Raw genomic sequence first — 20,005 nt, 5'->3', positions numbered from 1 at the left:
AACGGCCTGATGCCCCGGGCCCGGGCCAGGCGGCGGTGTTCGTCGTGGTCGTAGCCGCGGTCGGCAGCCAGGCGGGTCTGCTGCGGGGCCCGTAGCGTCCGGATACGCGTGCCAGGTGGGTGCCGAAGGTCCCGGCCAGGCGGGGCTTGCGCCCCTGCAGTCGCGATCTTTCCCGGTGCAGGGTGGGCCAATGGTCATGAAGACGACGCCGCCCCCTGTCCGGCGAGGACTGACTTCGGGTGAGGCCGCCGCGAGGCTGCGGCGGGACGGGCCGAACGTGCTCCCGGCCGAACGGCCGCCCTCGCCGCTGATATCCCTGGCCAAGCAGATGGTGCACTTCTTCGCACTGCTGTTGTGGGCGGCGGCGGTACTCGCCTACATGGGCGGCCTGCCGCAGCTCGCGGTGGCCATCGCCATCGTGGTCGTCGTCAACGGGGTTTTCGCGTTCGCGCAGAAGTACCGCGCCGAGCGGGCGGGCAGGCGGCTGCGGGAGCTGCTGCCGGCGCGGGCGGCCGTCCGCCGGGACGATCACCGCACGGTGATCGACACGACGGACCTGGTGGTCGGGGACGTCGTCCTGCTGGAGGCCGGCGAGCGGGTCTCCGCCGACCTCGACCTGCTGGAGGCGCATGCGCTGGCGGTCGACGAGTCGATGCTCACCGGCGAGAGCGTCCCGGTACGGCCCGAGGCGGGCGCGCGCGTGCACGCGGGGACGTTCGTGACCGAGGGCGAGGCCGAGGCCGGGGTCGTGGCGACGGGAGCGCGGACCCGGCTGGCGGGGATCGCCGCGCTGACCCGCTCCGCGCGGCGGCGCCCGAGCCCGCTGTCGGCGCAGCTGCACCGGGTGGTGCTGGCCGTCGCGGCTATCGCGGTCGCCGTCGGCGCGGTGTTCTTCGGCGTCGCCGTGCTGCTCGGGCTGGAGCCCGGCGCGGGGTTCCTGCTGGCCGTGGGCGTCACCGTCGCGCTGGTACCGGAGGGGCTGCTGCCGACCGTCACGCTTTCGCTGGCCCGTGCCGCACAGCGGATGGCCGGGCACAAGGCCCTCGTACGGCGGCTGGAGGCGGTGGAGACCCTGGGCGCCACCACGTTCATCTGCACCGACAAGACCGGGACGCTGACGCGCAACGAGATGACGGCCGTCTGCGTCTGGACGCCGTCCGGGACGGTGCGGGTCGAGGGCAGCGGGTACTCCCCGGACGGCCGGCTCGTCGGCGTCCCGGCCGCGGTGGAGGCGGTCCGGAGGCTCGCCGTCACCGCCTACCGCTGCTCCACCGGGCGCACGCGACGCGAGAACGGCCATTGGCGGGCGGTCGGCGACCCGATGGAGGCGGCCCTGCACGCACTCGCGCTGCGCGCCGGGTCGGACCTGTCCGACGAGCCCGTGCGACGCCGCTATCCCTTCGACGCGCGGCGGCGGCGCTCGTCCTCGCTCACCGCCGGCGGGCTGCACCTGAAGGGCGCTCCGGATTCCGTCCTGCCGCGCTGCGCGACCGTGCCCGGTGCCGAAGAGGCCCTCGCCGCCATGACCGAACGGGGACTGCGCGTCCTCGCGGTCGCCGTCCGCCGTCCGGACGACCTGCCGGACGAGCCGCCGGCCGACCCCGACCTGGCCGAGCGGGAGCTGACGCTGCTTGGCCTGGTCGGGTTGCAGGACCCGCCTCGCGACGACGTCGCCGACGCCATCGCGTCCTGCCACCGGGCCGGGATCCGGCTCGCGATGATCACCGGCGACCATCCGGCGACCGCCCGCGCCATCGCCGCCGAGGTCGGGCTGGCCGGCCCGGACGCGCTGGTGGTGACCGGTGAGGAGCTCCCCCGGGACGAAGCCGGGCTCGGGCGGCTGCTGGACCGCGACGGCGTGGTCGTCGCCCGCGTCACGCCGGAGGACAAGCTGCGGATCGCCCGGGCCCTGCAGGCGCGCGGGCACGTGGTGGCGATGACCGGCGACGGCGTCAACGACGGCCCGGCGCTGCGGCAGGCCGACATCGGCGTGGCGATGGGTGCGTCCGGCACGGACGTCGCCCGCGAGGCCGCCGACCTCGACCTGCTCGACGACCACTTCGCCACGATCGTCGCGGCGGTGGAGCTGGGCCGCGCGACCTTCTCCAACATCCGCCGGTTCCTGACCTACCACCTCACCTCCAACGTCGCCGAGCTGGTGCCGTTCGCGGTGTGGGCGGCGACCGGCGGGCAGCTTCCGCTGGCGCTCGGCGTGCTGCAGATCCTCGCCGTGGACATCGGCACCGACCTCCTGCCCGCGCTGGCGCTCGGGGCCGAACCCGCCGGGCCGCGCACGATGGAGGGCCGCGCCCGCAAGAACCGCCTGATCGACCGTGGCGTGCTCGGCCGGGTCTTCGGTGTTCTGGGTCCCGCCGAGGCCGCCGTGACCATGGCCGCCTTCGCCACCGTCCTCATCGCCGGTGGATGGAGCTGGGGTGAGACGCCCTCCGACGGCCTGCTGTTCACCGCGTCCGGTACCGCGTTCGCCACCATCATGCTCGGGCAGATGGCCGTCGCGTTCTCCTGCCGCAGCGAGTCGCGGTGGGCGGGGCGGCTCCGCTGGAACGGCAACCCGCTGCTGCTGTGGGCGGTCGCGATCGATCTCGTGCTGATGTTCGCCTTCCTCGGGATCGCGCCGGTGGCGCACCTGCTCGGCGGCGGCCTCCCGTCCCCGCTCGGCTGGCTGGCCGCTCTCTCCGTCGTCCCGGCCGTCCTGCTGGCCGACGCCGCCGCCAAGGCCGGCCGGGACCGGTGACCTCGCCGGAGGGGACTTTGGTCCGGCATTCCCGGGACCGACGACCGCGGCCCGGCCCCACAGCGTGGTGATCAGCTTGAACAGCGGCACTCCGCCGAGCCGAAGGAGGAAGCCATGAGCGCGAAACCCGCCCGCCGGAAGCTGGGGCTGTGGATGGCCACGGCCCTGGTGGTGGGCAACATGATCGGGTCGGGAGTCTTCCTGCTGCCCAGTTCGCTCGCCGCGTACGGGCCGATCAGCCTGGTCGCGTGGGTGTTCACCGCGACCGGCGCGATCCTGCTGGCCCTGGTGTTCGCCCGCCTGGCCCGGGCCTATCCGCGCACCGGCGGCCCGTACGCCTACGCGCGGCGGGCGTTCGGGGACTTCGTCGGGTTCCAGACGGCCTGGGGCTACTGGATCGCGGTGTGGGCCGGCAACGCGGCGATCGCGATCGCGTTCGTCGGGTACCTCGCCCACTTCTGGCCGGCGCTGGGCGACGACAAGATCCTCGCCGCCGGTGTGGGCCTGGCGGCGATCTGGCTGCTGACCGGAGTCAACGCCTACGGCGTCCGTGAGGGCGGCGCCGTCCAGGTCGTCACGACGGTGATCAAGCTGGTGCCGCTGCTGATGATCGCGGTCGGCGGGCTGTTCTTCATCGAGGCCGGCAACTTCGGCGAGTTCAACGCCAGCGGCGACAGCGCCTTCTCCGCGGTGACCGCCGCGGCGGCGCTCACCCTGTGGGCGTTCATCGGCTTGGAGTCGGCGACCGTCCCGGCCGAGGACGTCAAGGACCCGGAGAAGACCATCCCGCGCGCCACCGTCGCCGGGACCGCGGTCACCGCGCTGATCTACATCCTCGGCACCGTGGCGGTCCTCGGCCTGGTGCCGGCGGCCGCGCTGGCCACCTCCACCGCCCCGTTCGCCGACGCCGCCGGCGCCGCCTTCGGCGGGTGGGCCTCCGACCTGGTCGCGGCGGGGGCCGCCATCAGCGCGTTCGGCGCGCTCAACGGCTGGATCCTGCTCCAGGGCCAGGTCCCGTTCGCCGCCGCGCGCGACGGGCTGTTCCCCCGCCTGTTCGCCCGCACCGGACGCGGCGGCAGCCCGATCGTCGGGCTCGTCGTCTCCAGCGTCCTGGCCTCCGGGCTGATGCTGATGAACTACAACGCCAGTCTCGTCGACCAGTTCACCTTCATCATCCTGCTGGCCACCCTCACCACCGTCATCCCCTACGCCTACGCCGCCGTCGCCGAGCTGGTGCTGCTGGCCACCGACCGCGCCGCGTTCTCCGGCGGCCGTCTCGCCCGGGACGCGGTGATCGCGGTGCTGGCGTTCGGCTACTCGACCTGGGCGATCGCCGGCGCCGGCTACGAGGTCGTCTACAAGGGCACGCTGCTGATCTTCGCCGGCATGCCGGTCTACGCCTGGCTGAAGTACCGCGCCCAGCACGCCGGTGCCGAGACCGCCGAGGCCGCCGAGACCGCGGTCGAGGCCGCGGTGGACGACGCGGAACTCTATGGCCCACCGCCCGGCCGATCCGACCAGCCCGAACCGCCCGTCCACGCCGCCTGAAAGGACACGCCTTCCATGTTCACCGTCTCCTCCGAGATCGGGCGGCTGCGGCAGGTGCTGCTGCACCGCCCCGATCTGGAACTCCTCCGCCTCACCCCGGCCAACAAGGACGACCTGCTCTTCGACGAGGTGCTGTGGGCCAAGCGCGCCCGCCAGGAGCACGACGTGTTCGCCGACGCGCTCCGCGAACGCGGCGTCCAGGTGCACTACCTCGCCGACCTGCTCGCCGAGATCCTCAAGATCGACGATGCCCGTGCCCAGGTCCTCGACCACACCGCGTCCGAGGCGGCGCTGGGGCCGACGCTCGCCGGGCCGGTACGGGCCGTGCTGGACGACATGGACCCCCAGACCCTGACCCGTCACCTGATCGGCGGGCTGACCAAGGCCGAGCTGGGGCTGGCCGTGCACAACCTGCTGCTGTCCGCCGTGGACGACGGCGACTTCGTGCTGGCGCCGCTGCCCAACCATCTGTTCACCCGCGACCCGTCCGCGTGGATCTACGGCGGGGTGACCCTGCACCCGATGGCCAAGGCCGCGCGACGCCGCGAGACCGTCCATCTGGGCGCCGTCTACCGGCACCACCCGATGTTCACCGGCGACGGCCTCCCGGTCTGGTATCCGGGCACCGATTTCGCGCTGCCCTCCCTGGAAGGCGGCGACGTCCACGTCCTCGGCGACGGCGTGGTCCTGATCGGGATGAGCGAGCGCACCACGCCGCAGGCCGTCGAACTGCTCGCCCGGCGGCTGTTCACCGCCGGGGCCGCCCGGGAGGTCATCGCCGCGCGATTGCCGCGGCGCCGCGCCTTCATGCACCTGGACACCGTCATGACCATGGTCGACCGGGACACCTTCACCGTCTACCCGGAGCTGCCGCCGCTCCGCTCCTACAGCCTCACCCCCGGCAACGACCACGGTCTAGAGGTCCTCGTGCACGAGAACGAGTCGCTGTTCCCGGCGATCGCCCGCGCGCTCGGCCTGTCCCGCGTGCACGTCCTGACCGCCGATCAGGACATACGCGCCGCCGAGCGCGAGCAGTGGGACGACGGCGACAACGTGCTGGCCCTCGAACCCGGGGTGGTCGTCGCCTACGAGCGCAACGTCACCACCAACACCATGCTCCGCCGCAACGGAATCGAGGTCATCACCATCCCCGGCGGCGAGCTCGGCCGCGGACGCGGCGGCCCCCGCTGCATGAGCTGCCCCCTCCAGCGCGACGAAGTGACCCCCATGAAAGAGGCGACACCGTGAAAGAGGCGACCCCGTGAAAGACCTGCTGCGCACCGCCGACCTGACCAGCGACGACCTGGCCCTGCTCCTGCGGCTGGCGGCCGATTTCCAGAAGGCCCCCGAATCCGCTTCCGACCTGCTCACCCACCGGATCGTGCCGATGTACTTCGCCAAGCCGTCCACCCGGACGCGGCTGTCGACCGCGGCGGCGGTGGCCCGGCTCGGCGGAACGGCCCTCGCCCTCGGGCCCGACGAGCTCCAGCTCCGCCGTGGCGAGACCATCGGCGACACCGCCCGGGTGATGGGCTCCTACGCCGCCGCGATCGTGATCCGCACCTTCGCCGACGCCGACGTCGCCGACCTGGCCGCCGCGGCGTCCGTCCCGGTGATCAACGCGCTGACCGACGGCCACCACCCGCTGCAGTCCGTGGCCGACCTGCTCACCGTCCAGGAGCACTTCGGGCACCTGCACGGCCACCGCATCGCCTACCTCGGCGACGGCGGCAACGTCGCCCGCAGCCTGATGGAGGCCGCGGCCCTCGCCGGGATGGACGTCGCCGTCGCCACCCCGCCGGGCTACGCGCCGCCGGACGACGCCGTCGCGTTCGCGACCGCCGAGGCCGGACGGCGCGGCGGAGCCGTCACGCTCACCCACGATCCCGCCGAGGCCGTCAAGAGCGCGAGCGTCGTCTACACCGACGTCTGGCTGTCCATGGGCGACCTCGATGACCAGCGGGACCGCCGAACCCGCGCGCTCGCGCCCTACCAGGTGAACGAGGGGCTGATGGTCCAGGCCCGCGACGACGCCGTTTTCATGCACTGCCTCCCCGCGCATCGCGGCCAGGAGGTCACCGCCGACGTCATCGACGGCGCACGCTCGCTGGCCTTCCAGCAGGCCGCCAACCGGCTGCCCGCCACGCAGGCGGTGCTGTACGCGCTGCTCACCCAGCGGCTGGAAGGGCGGCGATGAGGATCGTCGCCGCCCTGGGCGGCAACGCGCTGCTGCGTCGCGGCGAGCCGCCGGACGCGGCCGTGCAGATAGCGCACGTCCGTGAGGCCGTCCGCGGGCTGGCTACGCTGGCGGACGGCAACGAGCTGGTCGTCACGCACGGCAACGGCCCGCAGGTCGGGCTGCTGGCCGTCGAGAGCGCCGCCGACCCGGCACTCTCGGCTCCCTACCCGCTCGACGTGCTCGGCGCCGAGACGCAAGGCATGATCGGCTACTGGCTGGCCCGCGAGCTGCGCCGCGCCCTTCCCTGCCGCGAGATCATCGCCGTCCTCACCGAGACCGTGGTCGACCCCCGCGATCCCGCGTTCGGCGATCCGACCAAGTTCGTCGGCCGCACCTACAACGCCCCGGAAGCCGAACGGATGCGCGCCGAACACGGCTGGATCATGCGTCAGGACGGCACCGCCTGGCGCCGTGCCGTCCCGTCCCCCGAGCCGCGCGACATCGTCGAACTGCCGACCATCGCCCGCCTCACCGATGAGGGGTGCCTGGTCATCGCCGCCGGCGGAGGCGGCGTCCCCACCGGCGACGACCATCGGGGCATCGAAGCCGTGGTCGACAAGGACCTGGCCACCGCGCTGCTCGCAACACGGCTCAAGGCCGACACGCTGCTGCCCCTCACCGACGTCCCCGCGATCATGCGCGACCACGGCACCGCGCACGCCCGGCCCATCGGCCACATCACCCCCGGCCGGCTCCGGCGCCTACCACTGCCGGCCGGCTCCATGGGCCCCAAAGCGGAGGCGGCCTGCCGTTTCGCCGAGCACCGCCACGGCGCCGTCGCGGTGATCGGCGCGCTCACCAACGTACCCGCGCTCCTGTCCGGAACCGCCGGCACCCGAGTCGACGCCGTCGAACGCAGATCAGGAACGCAAGCAAGCGGGACCGCGACGGCCGCGTTCCCAGGCCAGGACGAGAGGAGAACGACGTGAGCGATCAGGTTGATGTGGTGGTAGTGGGGCTGGGGCCCGGTGGCGAGTTCGCCGCGGGCGCGCTGGCCGAGGCGGGCCTGGACGTGGTCGGGGTCGAGGCGGAGCTCGTCGGAGGCGAGTGCCCGTACTGGGGCTGCGTCCCCAGCAAGATGATGATCCGGGCCGGGAACGCGCTCGCCGAGGCCGGCCGCGTCCCCTTCCTGGCCGGTGAGGAGAAGGCGGTCGCCGACTGGAGCCGGGTCGCCGACCGCGTCCGCGCGGAGGCCACCGGCGGCTGGAACGACGAGCCGGCCGCCGACCGCCTTGCGGCCAAGGGCATGCGGCTGGTTCGTGAACGGGGACGGCTCGCGGGTTCGGGCCGGGTGACCGTAGGCGACCGTACGTTCCAGGCCAGGCGCGGCATCGTGCTGGCCACCGGCTCCCGTCCGCGCATTCCCCCGGTCGCTGGCCTGGAGGAGACGCCGTACTGGACCAACCGGGACGCCATCGCGGCCGAGGAGATGCCCGCGTCGATGCTCGTGCTCGGCGGCGGCGCGATCGGCGTGGAACTCGCCCAGGTCTTCGCGCGCTTCGGATGCGCGGTCACCATCCTGGAAGGACAGGACCGGCTGCTTTCCCAGGAGGAACCGGAGGCCGGAGATCTGGCCGCGCAGGTGCTGCGGGCCGCCGGTGTCACCGTGCGCACCGGCGCCCGAGCCGCTCAGATCGACCATGACGGCACGACCTTCGAGGCCCTGCTCGAAGGCGGCCTGGAACCCCTGCGCGCCGAACGACTGCTGGTCGCGACGGGTCGCCGCACGGACCTGGCCGCTCTGGCGGTCGACACCGTGGGGATCGACCCCGCCGCGCCCGCCGTGCGCACCGACGGGCAGATGCGGGTAGGGGAAGGGCTGTGGGCGGTCGGCGACATCACCGGCCGCGGCGCCTTCACCCACGTCTCGATGTACCAGGCGCGGATCGCCGTCCGCGACATCCTGGGCGAGCCGGGCCCCGACGCCGACTACCGGGCGCTGCCCCGCGTCACCTTCACCGACCCCGAGATCGCGGCCGTGGGACTGACCGAGCGGCAGGCACGCGACCAGGGCCTGCGGGTGCGCACCGCCGTGGTGCCGATCGCCTCGTCCGCGCGCGGCCTGGTCCACGGGCCCGGCAACGAGGGATTCATCAAGCTCGTCGAGGACTCCGACCGCGGCGTCCTGGTCGGCGCGACCTCGGCCGGCCCCACGGGAGGCGAGGTGCTGTACGGCCTGAACGTCGCCGTCCACACCGAGGTGCCGACCGGGCACCTCAAGCACATGATCTACACCTATCCGACCTTCCACCGGACCGTGGAAGCCGCCCTGTACGCCCTCCGCTGATACACCCAGATGCTGTACGCGCTCTACAAGAAGCATCACTGGCTTGTGCGCAGTGCCACCTTTCACCAGCTGCACCTCCTGTTCGACAAGCACGCCCACGAGCAGCTCACCCTCGTCGACGCGCTGGCCGAACGGGTGCAGACCCTCGGAGGCGTCGCTGTCGGCGACCCTCGCCACGCCGCCGAGGTCACCGGCGTACCGCGCCCGCCTGATGGCGGGGAGGAGGTGCCCGCCATGTTCTCGCGGCTGCTGAAGGCGCACGAGCTGATCCTCATCGAGGCGCGCGACGCGGCCACCTGCGTGGCCGGCCTCTGCGACGACGGCAGCAACGACCTGATCGTCTCATCGGTGATCCGCCTCGGTGAGGCCCAGACCTGGTTCCTCGCCGAGCACCTGGTCGACGCACCCCTGATCCGTGCGTGAAACCCCATCGCTGGACGCGGCCCGTGCGCAGGGATTGACGGTGCGCGCCGTGTGCCCGTTCTAGTCCGCCTGGATCGGCCGGCACCCCGCGTACCAGGTGTCCTGCGGGTCCATCGTGGCCAGGGCCGCGTTGATGCCGCCGGCGGCGAGCGTGGTGTGGGCGTCGGTCTTGAGCCGCTTTCCCACCGCGAGCACGCCGACGCCCCGCTCGGCGAGTTCGATCGCGGCACGCAGCCCCGCGCCTCCGGTCCCGATCACGAGGACCGGCGCCGCGATCCGCCGTTCCAAAGCGTCCATGGTCATGCTCCTTGCTGACTGAGGGATTCGGGCCGGCGGTCAGGAGCTCCGAGGGGCCCGGCGGTCCCGGCGCTGGGCGAGCTCGTCCTCCTCCACCAGGGTGAGCATCGGCTTGCCGGGCTCGCACAGCATCGTGACGGTGAAGCGCAGCGGGACGTCGTCGCGGTTGTTGCCGTCCTGGTAGTGGATGACGTCGCCGCCCGCCTCCCAGAACGCCTCACCGGCCCGCACGACCCGCTCCGGCTCGCCTTCCACCTCCAGCAACATCTCGCCTTCCAGCACGTAGCCGAACGCCGGACCCGTGTGCCGGTGCGGCGGCGTACCCGGATCGCCGGGCGGGTACGCGATGACCACGGTCATCGCGTGCGCTCCCGCCGGGATGAACGGCGGTTCGGCCTCCTGAAGCATGGTGAGCGCGCTCTGCCATGCGTTCGACCTCGGCTTGCCTCCGGTACTGGCCTCATCGGTATGGGACATGTGGAACACCTCCGTGTGGCTGGGGCGTGCCGGGCGATTGCCCGGCACCGGGCTCCGCTCCCCCGCCTCGGCTCCGAAGTGGTGCGCCTGGCGGGTGGCCCGCATTGCCTTACGGCTCCTACTCAACCGCGCTGGCGGCGCCGGAATCAGAGGCGAACGGAGCACGGGCGCGGGGACTTTGGTCCCGCGTCTATCTCCTTCGGCCAGGACCGAATTCCAGGTGGACCGACGCGTGTTCCGTCACCGTCGTGCGGCCCTCTCACACTCCCGGGGTGCGCCGGCCGGAGATGATCTGGGGGTGGATGCGGATGTAGTGCTCGCGCTCACCAGGCCCCCAGGAGTCGAGGGCGAGGGCGCGGAGTGTGATCACGTCGCCCGGGTCGGTGACCCCGCGGGCCTTTCCGATGACCACGACGGACCAGCCGATGCGGGCGGCGGCGTCGTAGTCGTCGATCTCGAAGGCGACGACGGCGTCGTGGACGGCCGTGGCGAGCCGGGACGTGCGGGAGGTGCGGATGATCACGTTTCCGTCGGCGAGGACGTAGTTGACGGGCTGGACGGCGGGCAGGGCGCAGTCGGTGAAGACGATGCGTCCGAGTGGGGTGGCGGCGAGCAGAGCCCGGCAGTCCTCGGGGGCGAGGATCTCCAGCCCACCGTGGTCGAGTCGCATGGCCTTAGGCTTCCTGGTTCGTGGAGCCCATATCAGGGACGAAAGTTCCGATTTCCGGGTCGGACGAGGGGTGCGACCTCCACTTGGCGAGTTCGACGAGTGCGTAGGCGAGGACTGCCACGGCGGCGATGCGTGCCCAGGCCGGGGCGGCGAGGGGCGCGGAGCCGAACAGGTCGTTCATGACGGGCACATAGGTGTAAAGGGCCTGGACGGCGATGAGGGCAAGGGCACCCGCGCCGACCCAGGGGTTGCGGCGGACACCGCGCCACAGCAGGGGCCGGTCCAGTGACAAGCAGTTGAACAGGTAGGCCAGCAGCGTCGCCGCGAAGACGTTCACCACGACGGTGCGGGCCTGGTCGAGGGAGGCACCCTGGGCCTGCTCCCAGTGGAAGAGGCCGAAGGCGCCGGCGAGCAGGATCACCGAGACCAGGAGGATGCGCGCGGTCAAGGAACGGGTGATGAGGGGAAGGGCCGGGTCGCGGGGCGGGCGCCGCATGATGTTCTCGTCGCGGGGTTCGATGGCGAACGGCAGCCCGAGCACCAGCACGGCCGTCATGTTCAGCCACAGCACCTGGACGGGCAGGATCGGCAGCTCGCCGCCGCCGAGGATCGCCGCCATCAGCACCAGGCCCAGGCCGATGTTGGCGGGCAGCGCCCAGACGATGAACTTGACCAGGTTGTCGAAGACGCCGCGCCCCTCTTCGACGGCGGCCACGATGGACGCGAAGTCGTCGTCGGTGAGGACGATGTCGGACGACTCCTTGGCGACCTCGGTGCCGCCGCGTCCCATCGCCACACCGATATCGGCCTGCTTGAGCGCGGGGGCGTCGTTGACCCCGTCCCCGGTCATCGCGACGACGTGCGACCGTCCCTGCAGGGCCTGGACGAGGCGGAGCTTCTGCTCCGGGGAGACCCGGGCGAACACGGCGGTCCGCTCGACGGCGCCGGGCAGCTCCGCGTCGGTGCAGGCGGCCAGCTCCGTTCCAGTCATGACCCGGCCGTCCAGGCCGATCCGCTCGCCGATGGCGCGGGCGGTGGCGGCATGGTCGCCGGTGATCATCTTGACCTGGACGCCCGCGGTCCGGCAGGCGCGGACGGCGCGCGCCGCCTCGTCCCGGGGCGGGTCGTGCATGGCCTGCAGGCCTAGGAAGACCAGCCGGGGCAGGACGTCGAGCCGGTCGGCCGCCGGATCGGTGGAGGCGCGGGCGAAGGCGAGCACGCGCAGGGCCTGGCCGCCGTAGGCGTGGGCGAGCTCGATGACGCCGTCCAGGTCGAGCGGTTCGGGCTCGCCGCCCGGGCCGAGCTGGGTGTCGCACATGGCCAGGACCCGTTCCACCGAACCCTTGACGAAGACGGTGCCGCCCGGGTGCAACGTGGCCATGTACTGGCGCTGGGAGCTGAACGGGATCGTGTCCAGCCGCTCGGGGGGCTCGCTGATGCCCGCCTTGGCCGCGCTGACGACCAGCGCGCCCTCGGTCGGATCCCCGACCAGGCCGTCCCCGTCATCGGTGATCCGGGCGTCGTTGCAGGCCAGCCCGGCCAGCAGGCACTCGCGCACCACCGGCTGCGCGGCCAGGTCGGCAGGCGCGCCGGCGAGCACGATCTCGCCGCGCGGTGCGTACCCGGTGCCGGTCACCTCGTACAGGCGTCCGCCCGCGGCGATGCCGGTGACGGTCATCTGGTTGCGGGTCAGCGTCCCGGTCTTGTCCGTGCAGATCACGGTGGTGCTGCCCAGCGTCTCCACGGCCGGGAGGTGGCGGACGATGGCGTTGCGCCGCACCATGCGGGCCACCCCGAACGCCAGGGTGATCGTCACGACCGCCGGAAGCCCCTCGGGGATGGCGCCGACCGCCAGGGCCACCGCGGCGGTCAGCATCTCCGCGGCAGGTTGCCCGCGCAGCACCCCGACGGCGAACGTGACGGCCGCCAGGGCGAGGATCGACACGGTCACCAGCCGGCTGAAACGGGCGAGCTTGCGCGTCAGCGGCGTCTGGACGGTGGTCGCCTGGTCGACGAGCCGATGCACCAGGCCGATCTCGGTGCCCGCGCCCGTGGCGGTGACGATGCCGGTACCGGTGCCGTAGGTGGCGAACGTTCCGGAGTAGGCCATGTTGCGCCTGTCGGCCAGCGTGCTCTCGCCGAGGGGGGCGGGATCCTTGGTGACCGGGGCGGACTCACCGGTCAGCGCCGACTCGTCCACCTTCAGCTCGGCGGTGCGGACCAGGCGCAGGTCGGCGGGGATCTTGTCGCCGGCCTCCAGCGCCACCACGTCCCCTGGGACGAGGTCGTCCGACGGTACGCGGGTGGCCCGCCCGTCACGGACGGCCGTGGCGATGGTGCGGGTCAGCGCCGCGAGCGCGGCCAGCGCCCGCTCTGCCCGGGCCTCCTGGGCGAAGCCGACGATCGCGTTGACGATCGCCACGCCCAGGATCACCGAGGCGTCGACATGCTCGCCCAGCACGGCGGTGATGACGGCGGAGACGAGCAGCACGTAGATCAGCGGGCTGTTGAACTGCAGGAGGAAGCGCAGGACCGGCCCGCGCCGTCGCGTCACCGGGAGGACATTGGGACCGTGCCCGGCCAGTCGCGCGGCGGCCTCCCCCGAGGTGAGGCCTTGGCCGGGGTCGGTCCCCAGGTCGCCCGCCACCTGGGAGGCGGTGCGCTGGTACGGCGGGCCGGGGGCGGTAGTCATCGTCACGCCTCCAGCCTCGTGTCCGCGGCACGACGGACACCAGAGGCGAAGGTCCCACCCGGGGGCGTCGCAAGCCCCTACCGTCCCGGCACCGCCGAGTCCTTCGCCGTGAGCCGGTCACTCCCGGTCGTGGCCCTTGGCGGCCTCGGCCTTGAGCCGTACCGCATAGGCGGCGGCCTGGGTACGGCGCTGCATGCCGAGCTTGGCGAACAGGTTCGAGACGTAGTTCTTCACAGTCTTCTCGGCCAGGAAGATGCGTTCGCCGATCTGCCGGTTGGTCAGCCCTTCCCCGATGAGTTCGAGGATCTGGCGTTCCTGGTCGGTGAGGGCCTGCAGCGGGTCCTTGCGCTCCTGGCGGTCGCGGATGCGCTGCAGCATCCGGGCGGTGGAGCGAGGGTCAAGCAGGGACTGGCCGGAGGCGACGGTCCGCACCGCGCCGACCAGGTCCGTGCCGTGGATCTGCTTGAGCACGTATCCGGCGGCACCGGCCATGACGGCGTCGAACAGGGCGTCCTCGTCGTCGAAGGAGGTCAGCATGAGGCAGGCGACGTCGGGCATGGCCGACCGGATCTCGCGGCAGACGGTGACGCCGTCGCCGTCGGGCAGCCGCACGTCCAGGACGGCCACATCCGGGCGGGCGGCAGGGATGCGGGCCAGGGCATGGGCCGCGGTGCCGGCCTCCCCGACGATCTCGATGTCGTCCTCGGACGACAGCAGCGCGGCCACACCACGGCGGACGACCTCGTGATCGTCCATCAGGAACACCCGGATGGTCTCTCCGCTCCGGCCGCCCATGGCACCGTTCTCCCTCGCCCCTGGTGATGGTGGAATCGTCTGGATCGACTCCGAAGGACGCTACCGGGCCGGTGGGCCGCCGAGAAGACCGCAGGTCCCGAGTCCGAGGGACCAAGGTCCCGACCGTGTGCCGGGGAGACCGGCCCTTGGCCTCTATCAGGCCGGCGGTCCATCCGGCGAAGCTGAGCGCATGAAAGCGAAACTGTTCCGCACGTTCACCCCGCACTCCCACGAGCAGATCGATACCTCCGTCCCTACATACCTTGAAATCCTGTGGTCGGCCGCCATCGCGAAGGCGGAACATTCCTGCTGCTGCCTTGCCAGGCCCGTGGTCGCGGCCGTCCTGAGCCCGGCGAAGGGCGAGCCGACGGAATTGCTGTTCTGCCGCCATCACTTCATCGCCTCCCGGCTCGCGCTGAAAGCCGCGCACGCGACCGTGTACGACGCCCAAGGCCGGCTCGTCACCAGCGGTGATGTCCGGATCCCGTAAATCGGCTCTCCACCGCGGATGGCGGTCGGTCACCGGTGGCACGATCTCGTCCGGAGCTGTCACAGGCCGAAGGCCCGTCTTGTCTTACCTGACGACCGGATGGCAACGGATGCCACGGCGAAGGGGGGAGGCACCTCATGCGGATCGTGGTAGTCGGGGGCAGCGGCCTGATCGGGGCGAAGCTGGTGACCGGACTGGGAGAGCATGGCCATGAGGCGGTGGCCGCATCACCGGACACCGGCGTCGACACCCTGACCGGCGAAGGACTCGCCGGCGCCCTCGCCGGCGCGGACGCGGTCATCGATGTGTCGGACTCCCCGTCCTCGGACAACGGATCGGTCATGGAGTTCTTCGAGACCTCCACCCGCAATCTGCTGGCCGCGGAGGAGTCGGCGTGCGTCGGCCACCACATCGCGCTGTCGGTGGTGGGGTCCGAGCGGCTGCTCGACAGGGGCTACTTCCGGGCGAAGACCGTTCAGGAGAAGCTGGTCGAAAGCTCGCCCGTCCCGTACTCGATCGTGCATGCCACGCAGTTCTTCGAATTCGCCCGCACCATCGCCGACTCGGCCGCCGAGGGCGGAAAGATACGGATGGCTCCCGCGTTCTTCCAGCCCGTCGCCGGTGACGATGTCGCTCGGGCGGTCGGCAGGATCGCACTGGGACCGCCGTTGAACGGGAGGGCCGAGGTCGCCGGGCCCGAGCAGTTCAGAATGGACGAGTTCTTCCGGCACGCCCTTGCCGCCTGGAACGACCATCGCGAGGTGCTCACCGTCCCGCACGCGCCCTACTTCGGAGCCGAGCTGGGCGAGCGGACGCTACTGCCCGGTGAGGGCGCTCTCCTCGGCAAGGTCAGGTACGGCGACTGGCCGGGCCGGATCGCGGTCGGCAGTGGCCGCACCGGTTCCGCCCGCACCCTTGGGTCAAGGACCTACCTCCCTGCCGGGCGCTGATCCGGCGACCAGCGGACGGAAGCGGAGCACGCGGGTGCGGTTCCAGGAGCGGCCGGTACGCGGCACCGGGCCACGACCCGCCGGGACGCCTACTCCACGTCGTGGTCCAGGGGAACGCTCCAGCGCAGGACCGTACCGCCTTCGGGGCGCGGGCCGACGGTGAAGGAACCGCGCAGAGTCCGGGCCCGCTCCCGCATGTTGCGGAGCCCGCTGCGGCGGCCGGTCCCGGAGGTGCCGACGCCGTCGTCCTCGACCTGCAGCACCAGGTCATCGCCGATCTCGACGACCACGGCGGCCTCGGTGGCGCGGGCATGCCGGGCGATGTTGGACAGCGCCTCCTGCACGACCGCCAGCAGGTGCTCCCCGGTCTTGTCCGGGACGAGGGTGTCCATCAACCCGTCCAGACGCTGGGACGGGGCGAAGCCCAGGTGCTCGGTGGCGGCGTCGACCACCGCGTGCAGACGGCTGCGCAGGGTCTCTTCGTCGTCCGCGGTGGCCTGCAGGGCGAAGATCGTGGAACGGATCTGGCGGATGGTGCCGTCCAGATCGTCCACCGACCGCTGGATCCGGTCCGCGACGTCGGGGCGCTGGGTCATCTTCACCGCGCTCATCAGTGTCATCGCGGTCGCGAACAACTGCTGGATCACCGTGTCGTGCAGGTCCCTGGCGATCCGGTCGCGGTCCTCCAGCAGGGTCAGCCGCTCGGCGTCGCGGCGCCGGTCGGCCCGTTCCAACGCCACCGCCGCCTGCGCCGCGAACGCCTCCAACAGCCGCTGCGCCGAATCGCTGAACGGGGTCCCACCGGGCGGGTTGAGCACCGTCAGTACGCCACGCGCTGAGGCTCCCTGGCCCAGCGGGACCGACAGCAGCGGGCCGACTTCCAACTCCAGGTGGAAGCCCATTTCCCGCAGCGGCTTCCCGGCATCGGTGAGCCGCAGGGGGGATCCGCTGATGTAGACACTGCCCCCGATGGCCTGATCCAGGGGGCGGCGCATGTCCATCAGCACGTCGGCCTGCTCGCCGTCGGCCGCGACCACCACGATCTCCCCCGCCTCCTCATCGGCCAGGCCGATCGCCGCCAGTCCGGCCCCGGTGATCTCCCGGACGCGCCGTACCACCAGGGCGATCGCCTCGTTCGGGTCGGTGCCCGACAGCAGCATGGTGGACACCTCCGCCGCCGCCTCGAGCCACCGCTCGCGCCACCGCGTCTCCTCGTACAGCCGGGCGTTCTCGATCGCCACCCCGGCCGCCGTGGCCAGTGCGGCGACCACGATCTCGTCCTCGGTCTCGAACGGCCCGCCGCCGGCCTTCTCGGTCAGGTACAGGTTGCCGAACACCTCGCCTCGAACACGGATCGGGATCCCCAGGAAGGTGTGCATCGGGGGATGGCCGGCGGGGAAGCCATGCGACTCGGGGTGGTCGGCGATCTCCGCCAGCCGGAGCGGATGCGGCTCCCTGATCAGCAGGCCCAGGATGCCGTGACCGTGGGGCCAGTGGTCGATCGCCTCGATCTGCTCGTCCGTCAGCCCCACGGTGACGAAGTGCAGCAGCCGCTCGCCCTCCTCGGAGACCGCTCCCAGCGCCGCGTACCGGGCATCGACCAGCATGGAGGCCGCCTCGGTGATCCGGCGCAGCACCGTGTCCAGGTCCAGCTCGCCACCGATGGAGACCACGGCGTCCAGGAGCGCGTGCACCCGGTCCCGCGCTCCCCGAGCCGCCTCCAGCCGCGCCTGCACCTCCGCCAGAAGGTCGTCCAGTTGCAGCTGCGGCAGGATCAGCCTGGCGCGCTCATCGCCGGAGTAGCGCCCCGTTGGCATCAGCCGATCCCCCCGCACGCATCAGGCCTCGGTTCTTCGCCCACGGGACATCGGCCTCCTGACAGCTCACATGGCCCGGTAGCGACAAGCGCGGGCATTTCTCTCAAATCACTACAGATCCACCCCATTCCACCATCACCAGCGACAATGTGGAACGGGTCCACGATCAGCCGGGAGGAGAACCCGGCCGGATGTCGCCGGGCCGAGCATGGGCCCGGCGGCTCCAGCGCCTTCAGATCCGTCCCAGCCGGAGCAGCACCTACGGACACCACTCATCGCAGAACCGTGTGCTGATCGATTCGCGCAGCTCGGGGATCTCCAGTGCCCGGGGATGGAACGTGGCGGCCACGCCCTCCTGCGCGGCACGCAGGAGCATGCGCTGCAGCGCCTGCCCGGCGCGGACCCAGTCGAGAATCCGGTCAGAACTCCCGTTCGTTGCGCGGGATCAAGGAATGGCTGCGGCTCCGCAACCTGGTCACCCGCATGGTGCCGAACCACCAGAACATCACCACCCGTGTCCGGATCACCTATGGCGAGCCCGGCGAGGTCTTGTCCGCACAGGCCGCGCACGGCGAATTGGTGGTCATCGGCGCCCGCTCGTACTCCGAGTACGGCAACCCCCTAGGAGGCGACACCGTTCCCGTCGTCTGGGAGCACACCCGCTGCGAGCTCATCGTCTGCGCCGACGATCACGCGAACGGCAGACCGAAACCGACCAGGCCATGATGCGCCTGCCTGCCCTTGCCGAGATCTGTGTCAGCTCATGATTCCTGTGGATTGCGGCCGGTCCTCGGGACGAGGATGGCGGCGATCATCAGGACGCAGACGGTGGTGATCGACGCCACGACGCCCGCGACCCCGATCCGCGGCACCGCGAGCGGCAGCAGCAGGACGGCGGTGAGGCCGCCCATGGCCACGGTGGGCCGGAGCGCGGGCTCCACCGCTATGGGTGCGTGGACCATCCAGAGGAACACCAGGAACAGCCCAGCCGGGATCGCGATGGCGTAGCCGATCGCGAGGGGCGAGGCCTTGACGTCGTGGCCGGTCTGCTCGACCGCGACCTCAAGGCCGGCGCCGAGGGCGGCGAGCGCCGCGAAGATGCCGTAGTGGCCGTATCCCCACAGGTAGGAGCGATGGCGGCGGTCACTGAGACCTTCGCCGGCGGGTGTGAGGAAGTAGAGCCACCAGAGGGCGAACAGCAGGACGAGACCGGAGACGGCGATGATGACCAGGGCCCCGGTGATCTCGGCTGTTTCGAGTGCCGTCTGGACTCCCGTGGCCGCGGCGAGAACGCTCTCGCCGAGCAGGATGATCGTGAACAGGCCGTAGCGCTCGGCGATGTGGTGCGGGTGCCAGTTGGTGGTCGTGGTCCGTTCCGCCCAGCGTGGCACCGCGAGCTCCAGGACGACCAGGCCCGCGAAGAACGGCAGCTGGGCCGGCGACGGCAACGCGCCCGTCTCGGTGAGGACGAGCTGGAGGACCCAGCCCGCCTGCAAGGTGGTGATGCCGGCGGCATAGCGCAGCGCTGTCCGGCGGCCCTCCAGGTGCTCGGCGGCGGCGCGCAGCCATTGGCTGACCAGGCCGATCCTCATGATGATGTAGCCGAGCGTTACTGCGCGGTAATCGGAATGCTCGGCCGCGGCCGGTACACCGGCGGCCAGGACCAGCACGCCGGCCATCTGCACCATGGTCAGCAACCGATAGGCGACGTCGTCGGTGTCGTAGGCCGACGCGAACCAGGTGAAGTTCATCCACGCCCACCAGATCGCAAAGAAGACCTGGAGGAACGGGACGAGCCCTGCCGGGCCGTGACCGTCGGCGATTCTGTGCGCGAACTCAGCGGTGACGGCCGCGATCGCCACCACGAAGGTGAGATCAAACAACAGTTCGAGCGGGCTCGCCGCGCGGTGCGGTTCATCGATCGGACGCGCGAACATCCGGACCCGGATGCGATTCCTGGTCTGTCCTGGCAGCAAGATCCCGCTCCTGTCGATTCACGAGTCCCTCCCCGATGGACAAGACAGCGTCCCGGTCTGTGACACCTGGGGAGTCCCGGAATCCAGAACGGGAAGAAATTTCGCCAGAGCTGTCACAGGCCGGGGAGCTTTCCTGTCTTAGCTGCCGACCGGACATTGACGGACACCCCGGCGGCCAGGAAGGCACGTTTGAAGATCGTGGTAATCGGCGGTACCGGCCCTCGCTAGGGACGTCACGGATGCGAACGCGGCGCGGGCGGGTGGACCCTGTCCCGAATGCGCCCGCACCTGGTCTTGAGGCACCACTCCGTGCGGGCAGAAGAGGAGGACTGGCGGGTGATGGCGGATTTGAACTATGGGTGGCGTCTGCGCGAGGTCATGGCGGAGCGCGGCATGTTCTCCACCGCGGAGTTGCGTCCCCTGCTGGCCGCTCGCGGTGTCGACCTGTCGCCGAGCCAGGTGTACCGGCTCGTGGTCGGCAAGCCGGAGCGGTTGAACCTCCGCGCGCTGATGGCCTTGCTGGACATCCTCGACTGCGCGATGGACGACCTGATCGAACCCCCGCCCGCCCGACGTTCAGGCGGGTGAT

At 71.6% G+C, this 20,005-nt stretch carries 17 protein-coding genes and 1 pseudogene; 11 read left to right on the top strand and 7 right to left on the bottom strand.

Annotated features, from left to right (window positions below; genetic code table 11):
• Positions 1–196 precede the first annotated feature (196 nt).
• The 7 genes and pseudogenes from ACH34W_RS18820 to ACH34W_RS18790 form a co-directional block, all read left to right on the top strand.
• Entirely contained in the window at positions 197–2,755 is a 2,559-nt protein-coding gene (locus ACH34W_RS18820; RefSeq protein ID WP_395962200.1) for a cation-translocating P-type ATPase, read from the top strand.
• A gap of 114 nt (positions 2,756–2,869) precedes the next feature.
• Positions 2,870–4,303 carry an amino acid permease gene (locus ACH34W_RS18815; protein WP_395962199.1) on the top strand — a complete coding sequence of 478 codons (1,434 nt, stop codon included), beginning with the start codon at positions 2,870–2,872 and terminating at the stop codon, positions 4,301–4,303.
• 15 nt (positions 4,304–4,318) lie between these two features.
• Positions 4,319–5,551, top strand: coding sequence for an arginine deiminase (locus ACH34W_RS18810; protein WP_395962198.1), 1,233 nt, complete (start codon positions 4,319–4,321; stop codon positions 5,549–5,551).
• 13 nt (positions 5,552–5,564) lie between these two features.
• On the top strand, positions 5,565–6,500 hold the full coding sequence (argF, locus tag ACH34W_RS18805; protein WP_395962197.1) for an ornithine carbamoyltransferase: 936 nt from the start codon (positions 5,565–5,567) through the stop codon (positions 6,498–6,500).
• Entirely contained in the window at positions 6,497–7,471 is a 975-nt protein-coding gene (locus tag ACH34W_RS18800; RefSeq protein ID WP_395962196.1) for a carbamate kinase, read from the top strand. The genes argF and ACH34W_RS18800 overlap by 4 nt, the downstream gene beginning before the upstream one ends.
• Positions 7,468–8,829 (top strand): dihydrolipoyl dehydrogenase family protein, encoded by a 1,362-nt coding sequence (locus ACH34W_RS18795; protein ID WP_395962195.1) that lies wholly within the window; start codon positions 7,468–7,470, stop codon positions 8,827–8,829. Before ACH34W_RS18800 ends, ACH34W_RS18795 begins: the two co-directional genes overlap by 4 nt.
• A 3-nt stretch (positions 8,830–8,832) precedes the next feature.
• A pseudogene (locus ACH34W_RS18790) lies at positions 8,833–9,252 on the top strand (Dps family protein); the annotation flags it as partial.
• A gap of 60 nt (positions 9,253–9,312) precedes the next feature.
• On the opposite strand, the gene ACH34W_RS18785 reads toward ACH34W_RS18790, so the two are convergent.
• The 5 genes from ACH34W_RS18785 to ACH34W_RS18765 all read right to left on the bottom strand — a co-directional run bounded on the left by ACH34W_RS18785 (position 9,313) and on the right by ACH34W_RS18765 (position 14,183).
• On the bottom strand, positions 9,313–9,549 hold the full coding sequence (locus tag ACH34W_RS18785; protein ID WP_395962194.1) for an FAD-binding protein: 237 nt from the start codon (positions 9,547–9,549) through the stop codon (positions 9,313–9,315).
• A 39-nt stretch (positions 9,550–9,588) separates the two neighbouring features.
• Complete coding sequence (locus ACH34W_RS18780) at positions 9,589–10,026, bottom strand: cupin domain-containing protein (protein ID WP_395962193.1); 438 nt, start codon at positions 10,024–10,026, stop codon at positions 9,589–9,591.
• A 259-nt stretch (positions 10,027–10,285) separates the two neighbouring features.
• Positions 10,286–10,696 (bottom strand): pyridoxamine 5'-phosphate oxidase family protein, encoded by a 411-nt coding sequence (locus ACH34W_RS18775; RefSeq protein ID WP_395962192.1) that lies wholly within the window; start codon positions 10,694–10,696, stop codon positions 10,286–10,288.
• 4 nt (positions 10,697–10,700) lie between these two features.
• On the bottom strand, positions 10,701–13,388 hold the full coding sequence (locus ACH34W_RS18770; RefSeq protein ID WP_395962241.1) for an HAD-IC family P-type ATPase: 2,688 nt from the start codon (positions 13,386–13,388) through the stop codon (positions 10,701–10,703).
• A 117-nt stretch (positions 13,389–13,505) separates the two neighbouring features.
• A complete protein-coding gene (locus ACH34W_RS18765) occupies positions 13,506–14,183 on the bottom strand; it encodes a response regulator (RefSeq protein WP_395962191.1) in 678 nt (225 codons plus the stop codon).
• A 190-nt stretch (positions 14,184–14,373) separates the two neighbouring features.
• Between ACH34W_RS18765 and ACH34W_RS18760 the strand changes: the two genes are divergently transcribed.
• Positions 14,374–14,673: a hypothetical protein gene (locus ACH34W_RS18760; RefSeq protein WP_395962190.1), complete on the top strand. Its 300-nt coding sequence runs from the start codon at positions 14,374–14,376 to the stop codon at positions 14,671–14,673.
• A 137-nt stretch (positions 14,674–14,810) separates the two neighbouring features.
• Entirely contained in the window at positions 14,811–15,623 is an 813-nt protein-coding gene (locus ACH34W_RS18755; protein WP_395962189.1) for an SDR family oxidoreductase, read from the top strand.
• Positions 15,624–15,712: 89 nt separating this feature from the next.
• On the opposite strand, the gene ACH34W_RS18750 is transcribed toward ACH34W_RS18755, so the two are convergent.
• Positions 15,713–17,440 (bottom strand): GAF domain-containing protein, encoded by a 1,728-nt coding sequence (locus ACH34W_RS18750; protein ID WP_395962188.1) that lies wholly within the window; start codon positions 17,438–17,440, stop codon positions 15,713–15,715.
• Between the two features lie 435 nt (positions 17,441–17,875).
• Between ACH34W_RS18750 and ACH34W_RS18745 the strand changes: the two genes are divergently transcribed.
• A complete protein-coding gene (locus ACH34W_RS18745) occupies positions 17,876–18,166 on the top strand; it encodes a hypothetical protein (protein ID WP_395962187.1) in 291 nt (96 codons plus the stop codon).
• A gap of 35 nt (positions 18,167–18,201) precedes the next feature.
• Here ACH34W_RS18745 and ACH34W_RS18740 read toward each other — a convergent pair whose 3' ends face one another.
• Positions 18,202–19,416, bottom strand: a complete 1,215-nt coding sequence (locus ACH34W_RS18740) for a low temperature requirement protein A (RefSeq protein WP_395962186.1) — start codon at positions 19,414–19,416, stop codon at positions 18,202–18,204.
• A gap of 339 nt (positions 19,417–19,755) precedes the next feature.
• On the opposite strand from ACH34W_RS18740, the gene ACH34W_RS18735 reads away from it, so the two are divergent.
• Positions 19,756–20,004 (top strand): helix-turn-helix domain-containing protein, encoded by a 249-nt coding sequence (locus ACH34W_RS18735; protein ID WP_395962185.1) that lies wholly within the window; start codon positions 19,756–19,758, stop codon positions 20,002–20,004.
• The last annotated feature ends 1 nt before the right edge of the window (position 20,005 follow it).

Origin of the sequence: Actinomadura sp. 6N118 (assembly GCF_044326415.1) — a bacterium.
GTDB lineage: Bacteria > Actinomycetota > Actinomycetes > Streptosporangiales > Streptosporangiaceae > Spirillospora.
This window is presented reverse-complemented; position numbering and strand designations above follow the sequence as displayed.

Excerpts from the sequence above, each read along its gene's own strand:
- ACH34W_RS18820 (WP_395962200.1), top strand. The coding sequence starts at position 197 with ATGAAGACGACGCCGCCCCCTGTCCGGCGAGGACTGACTTCGGGTGAG.
- ACH34W_RS18815 (WP_395962199.1), top strand. The coding sequence starts at position 2,870 with ATGAGCGCGAAACCCGCCCGCCGGAAGCTGGGGCTGTGGATGGCCACG.
- ACH34W_RS18810 (WP_395962198.1), top strand. The coding sequence starts at position 4,319 with ATGTTCACCGTCTCCTCCGAGATCGGGCGGCTGCGGCAGGTGCTGCTG.
- ACH34W_RS18800 (WP_395962196.1), top strand. The coding sequence starts at position 6,497 with ATGAGGATCGTCGCCGCCCTGGGCGGCAACGCGCTGCTGCGTCGCGGC.
- ACH34W_RS18785 (WP_395962194.1), bottom strand. The coding sequence starts at position 9,549 with ATGGACGCTTTGGAACGGCGGATCGCGGCGCCGGTCCTCGTGATCGGG.
- ACH34W_RS18780 (WP_395962193.1), bottom strand. The coding sequence starts at position 10,026 with ATGTCCCATACCGATGAGGCCAGTACCGGAGGCAAGCCGAGGTCGAAC.
- ACH34W_RS18775 (WP_395962192.1), bottom strand. The coding sequence starts at position 10,696 with ATGCGACTCGACCACGGTGGGCTGGAGATCCTCGCCCCCGAGGACTGC.
- ACH34W_RS18770 (WP_395962241.1), bottom strand. The coding sequence starts at position 13,388 with ATGACTACCGCCCCCGGCCCGCCGTACCAGCGCACCGCCTCCCAGGTG.
- ACH34W_RS18765 (WP_395962191.1), bottom strand. The coding sequence starts at position 14,183 with ATGGGCGGCCGGAGCGGAGAGACCATCCGGGTGTTCCTGATGGACGAT.
- ACH34W_RS18760 (WP_395962190.1), top strand. The coding sequence starts at position 14,374 with ATGAAAGCGAAACTGTTCCGCACGTTCACCCCGCACTCCCACGAGCAG.
- ACH34W_RS18755 (WP_395962189.1), top strand. The coding sequence starts at position 14,811 with ATGCGGATCGTGGTAGTCGGGGGCAGCGGCCTGATCGGGGCGAAGCTG.
- ACH34W_RS18750 (WP_395962188.1), bottom strand. The coding sequence starts at position 17,440 with ATGCCAACGGGGCGCTACTCCGGCGATGAGCGCGCCAGGCTGATCCTG.
- ACH34W_RS18735 (WP_395962185.1), top strand. The coding sequence starts at position 19,756 with ATGGCGGATTTGAACTATGGGTGGCGTCTGCGCGAGGTCATGGCGGAG.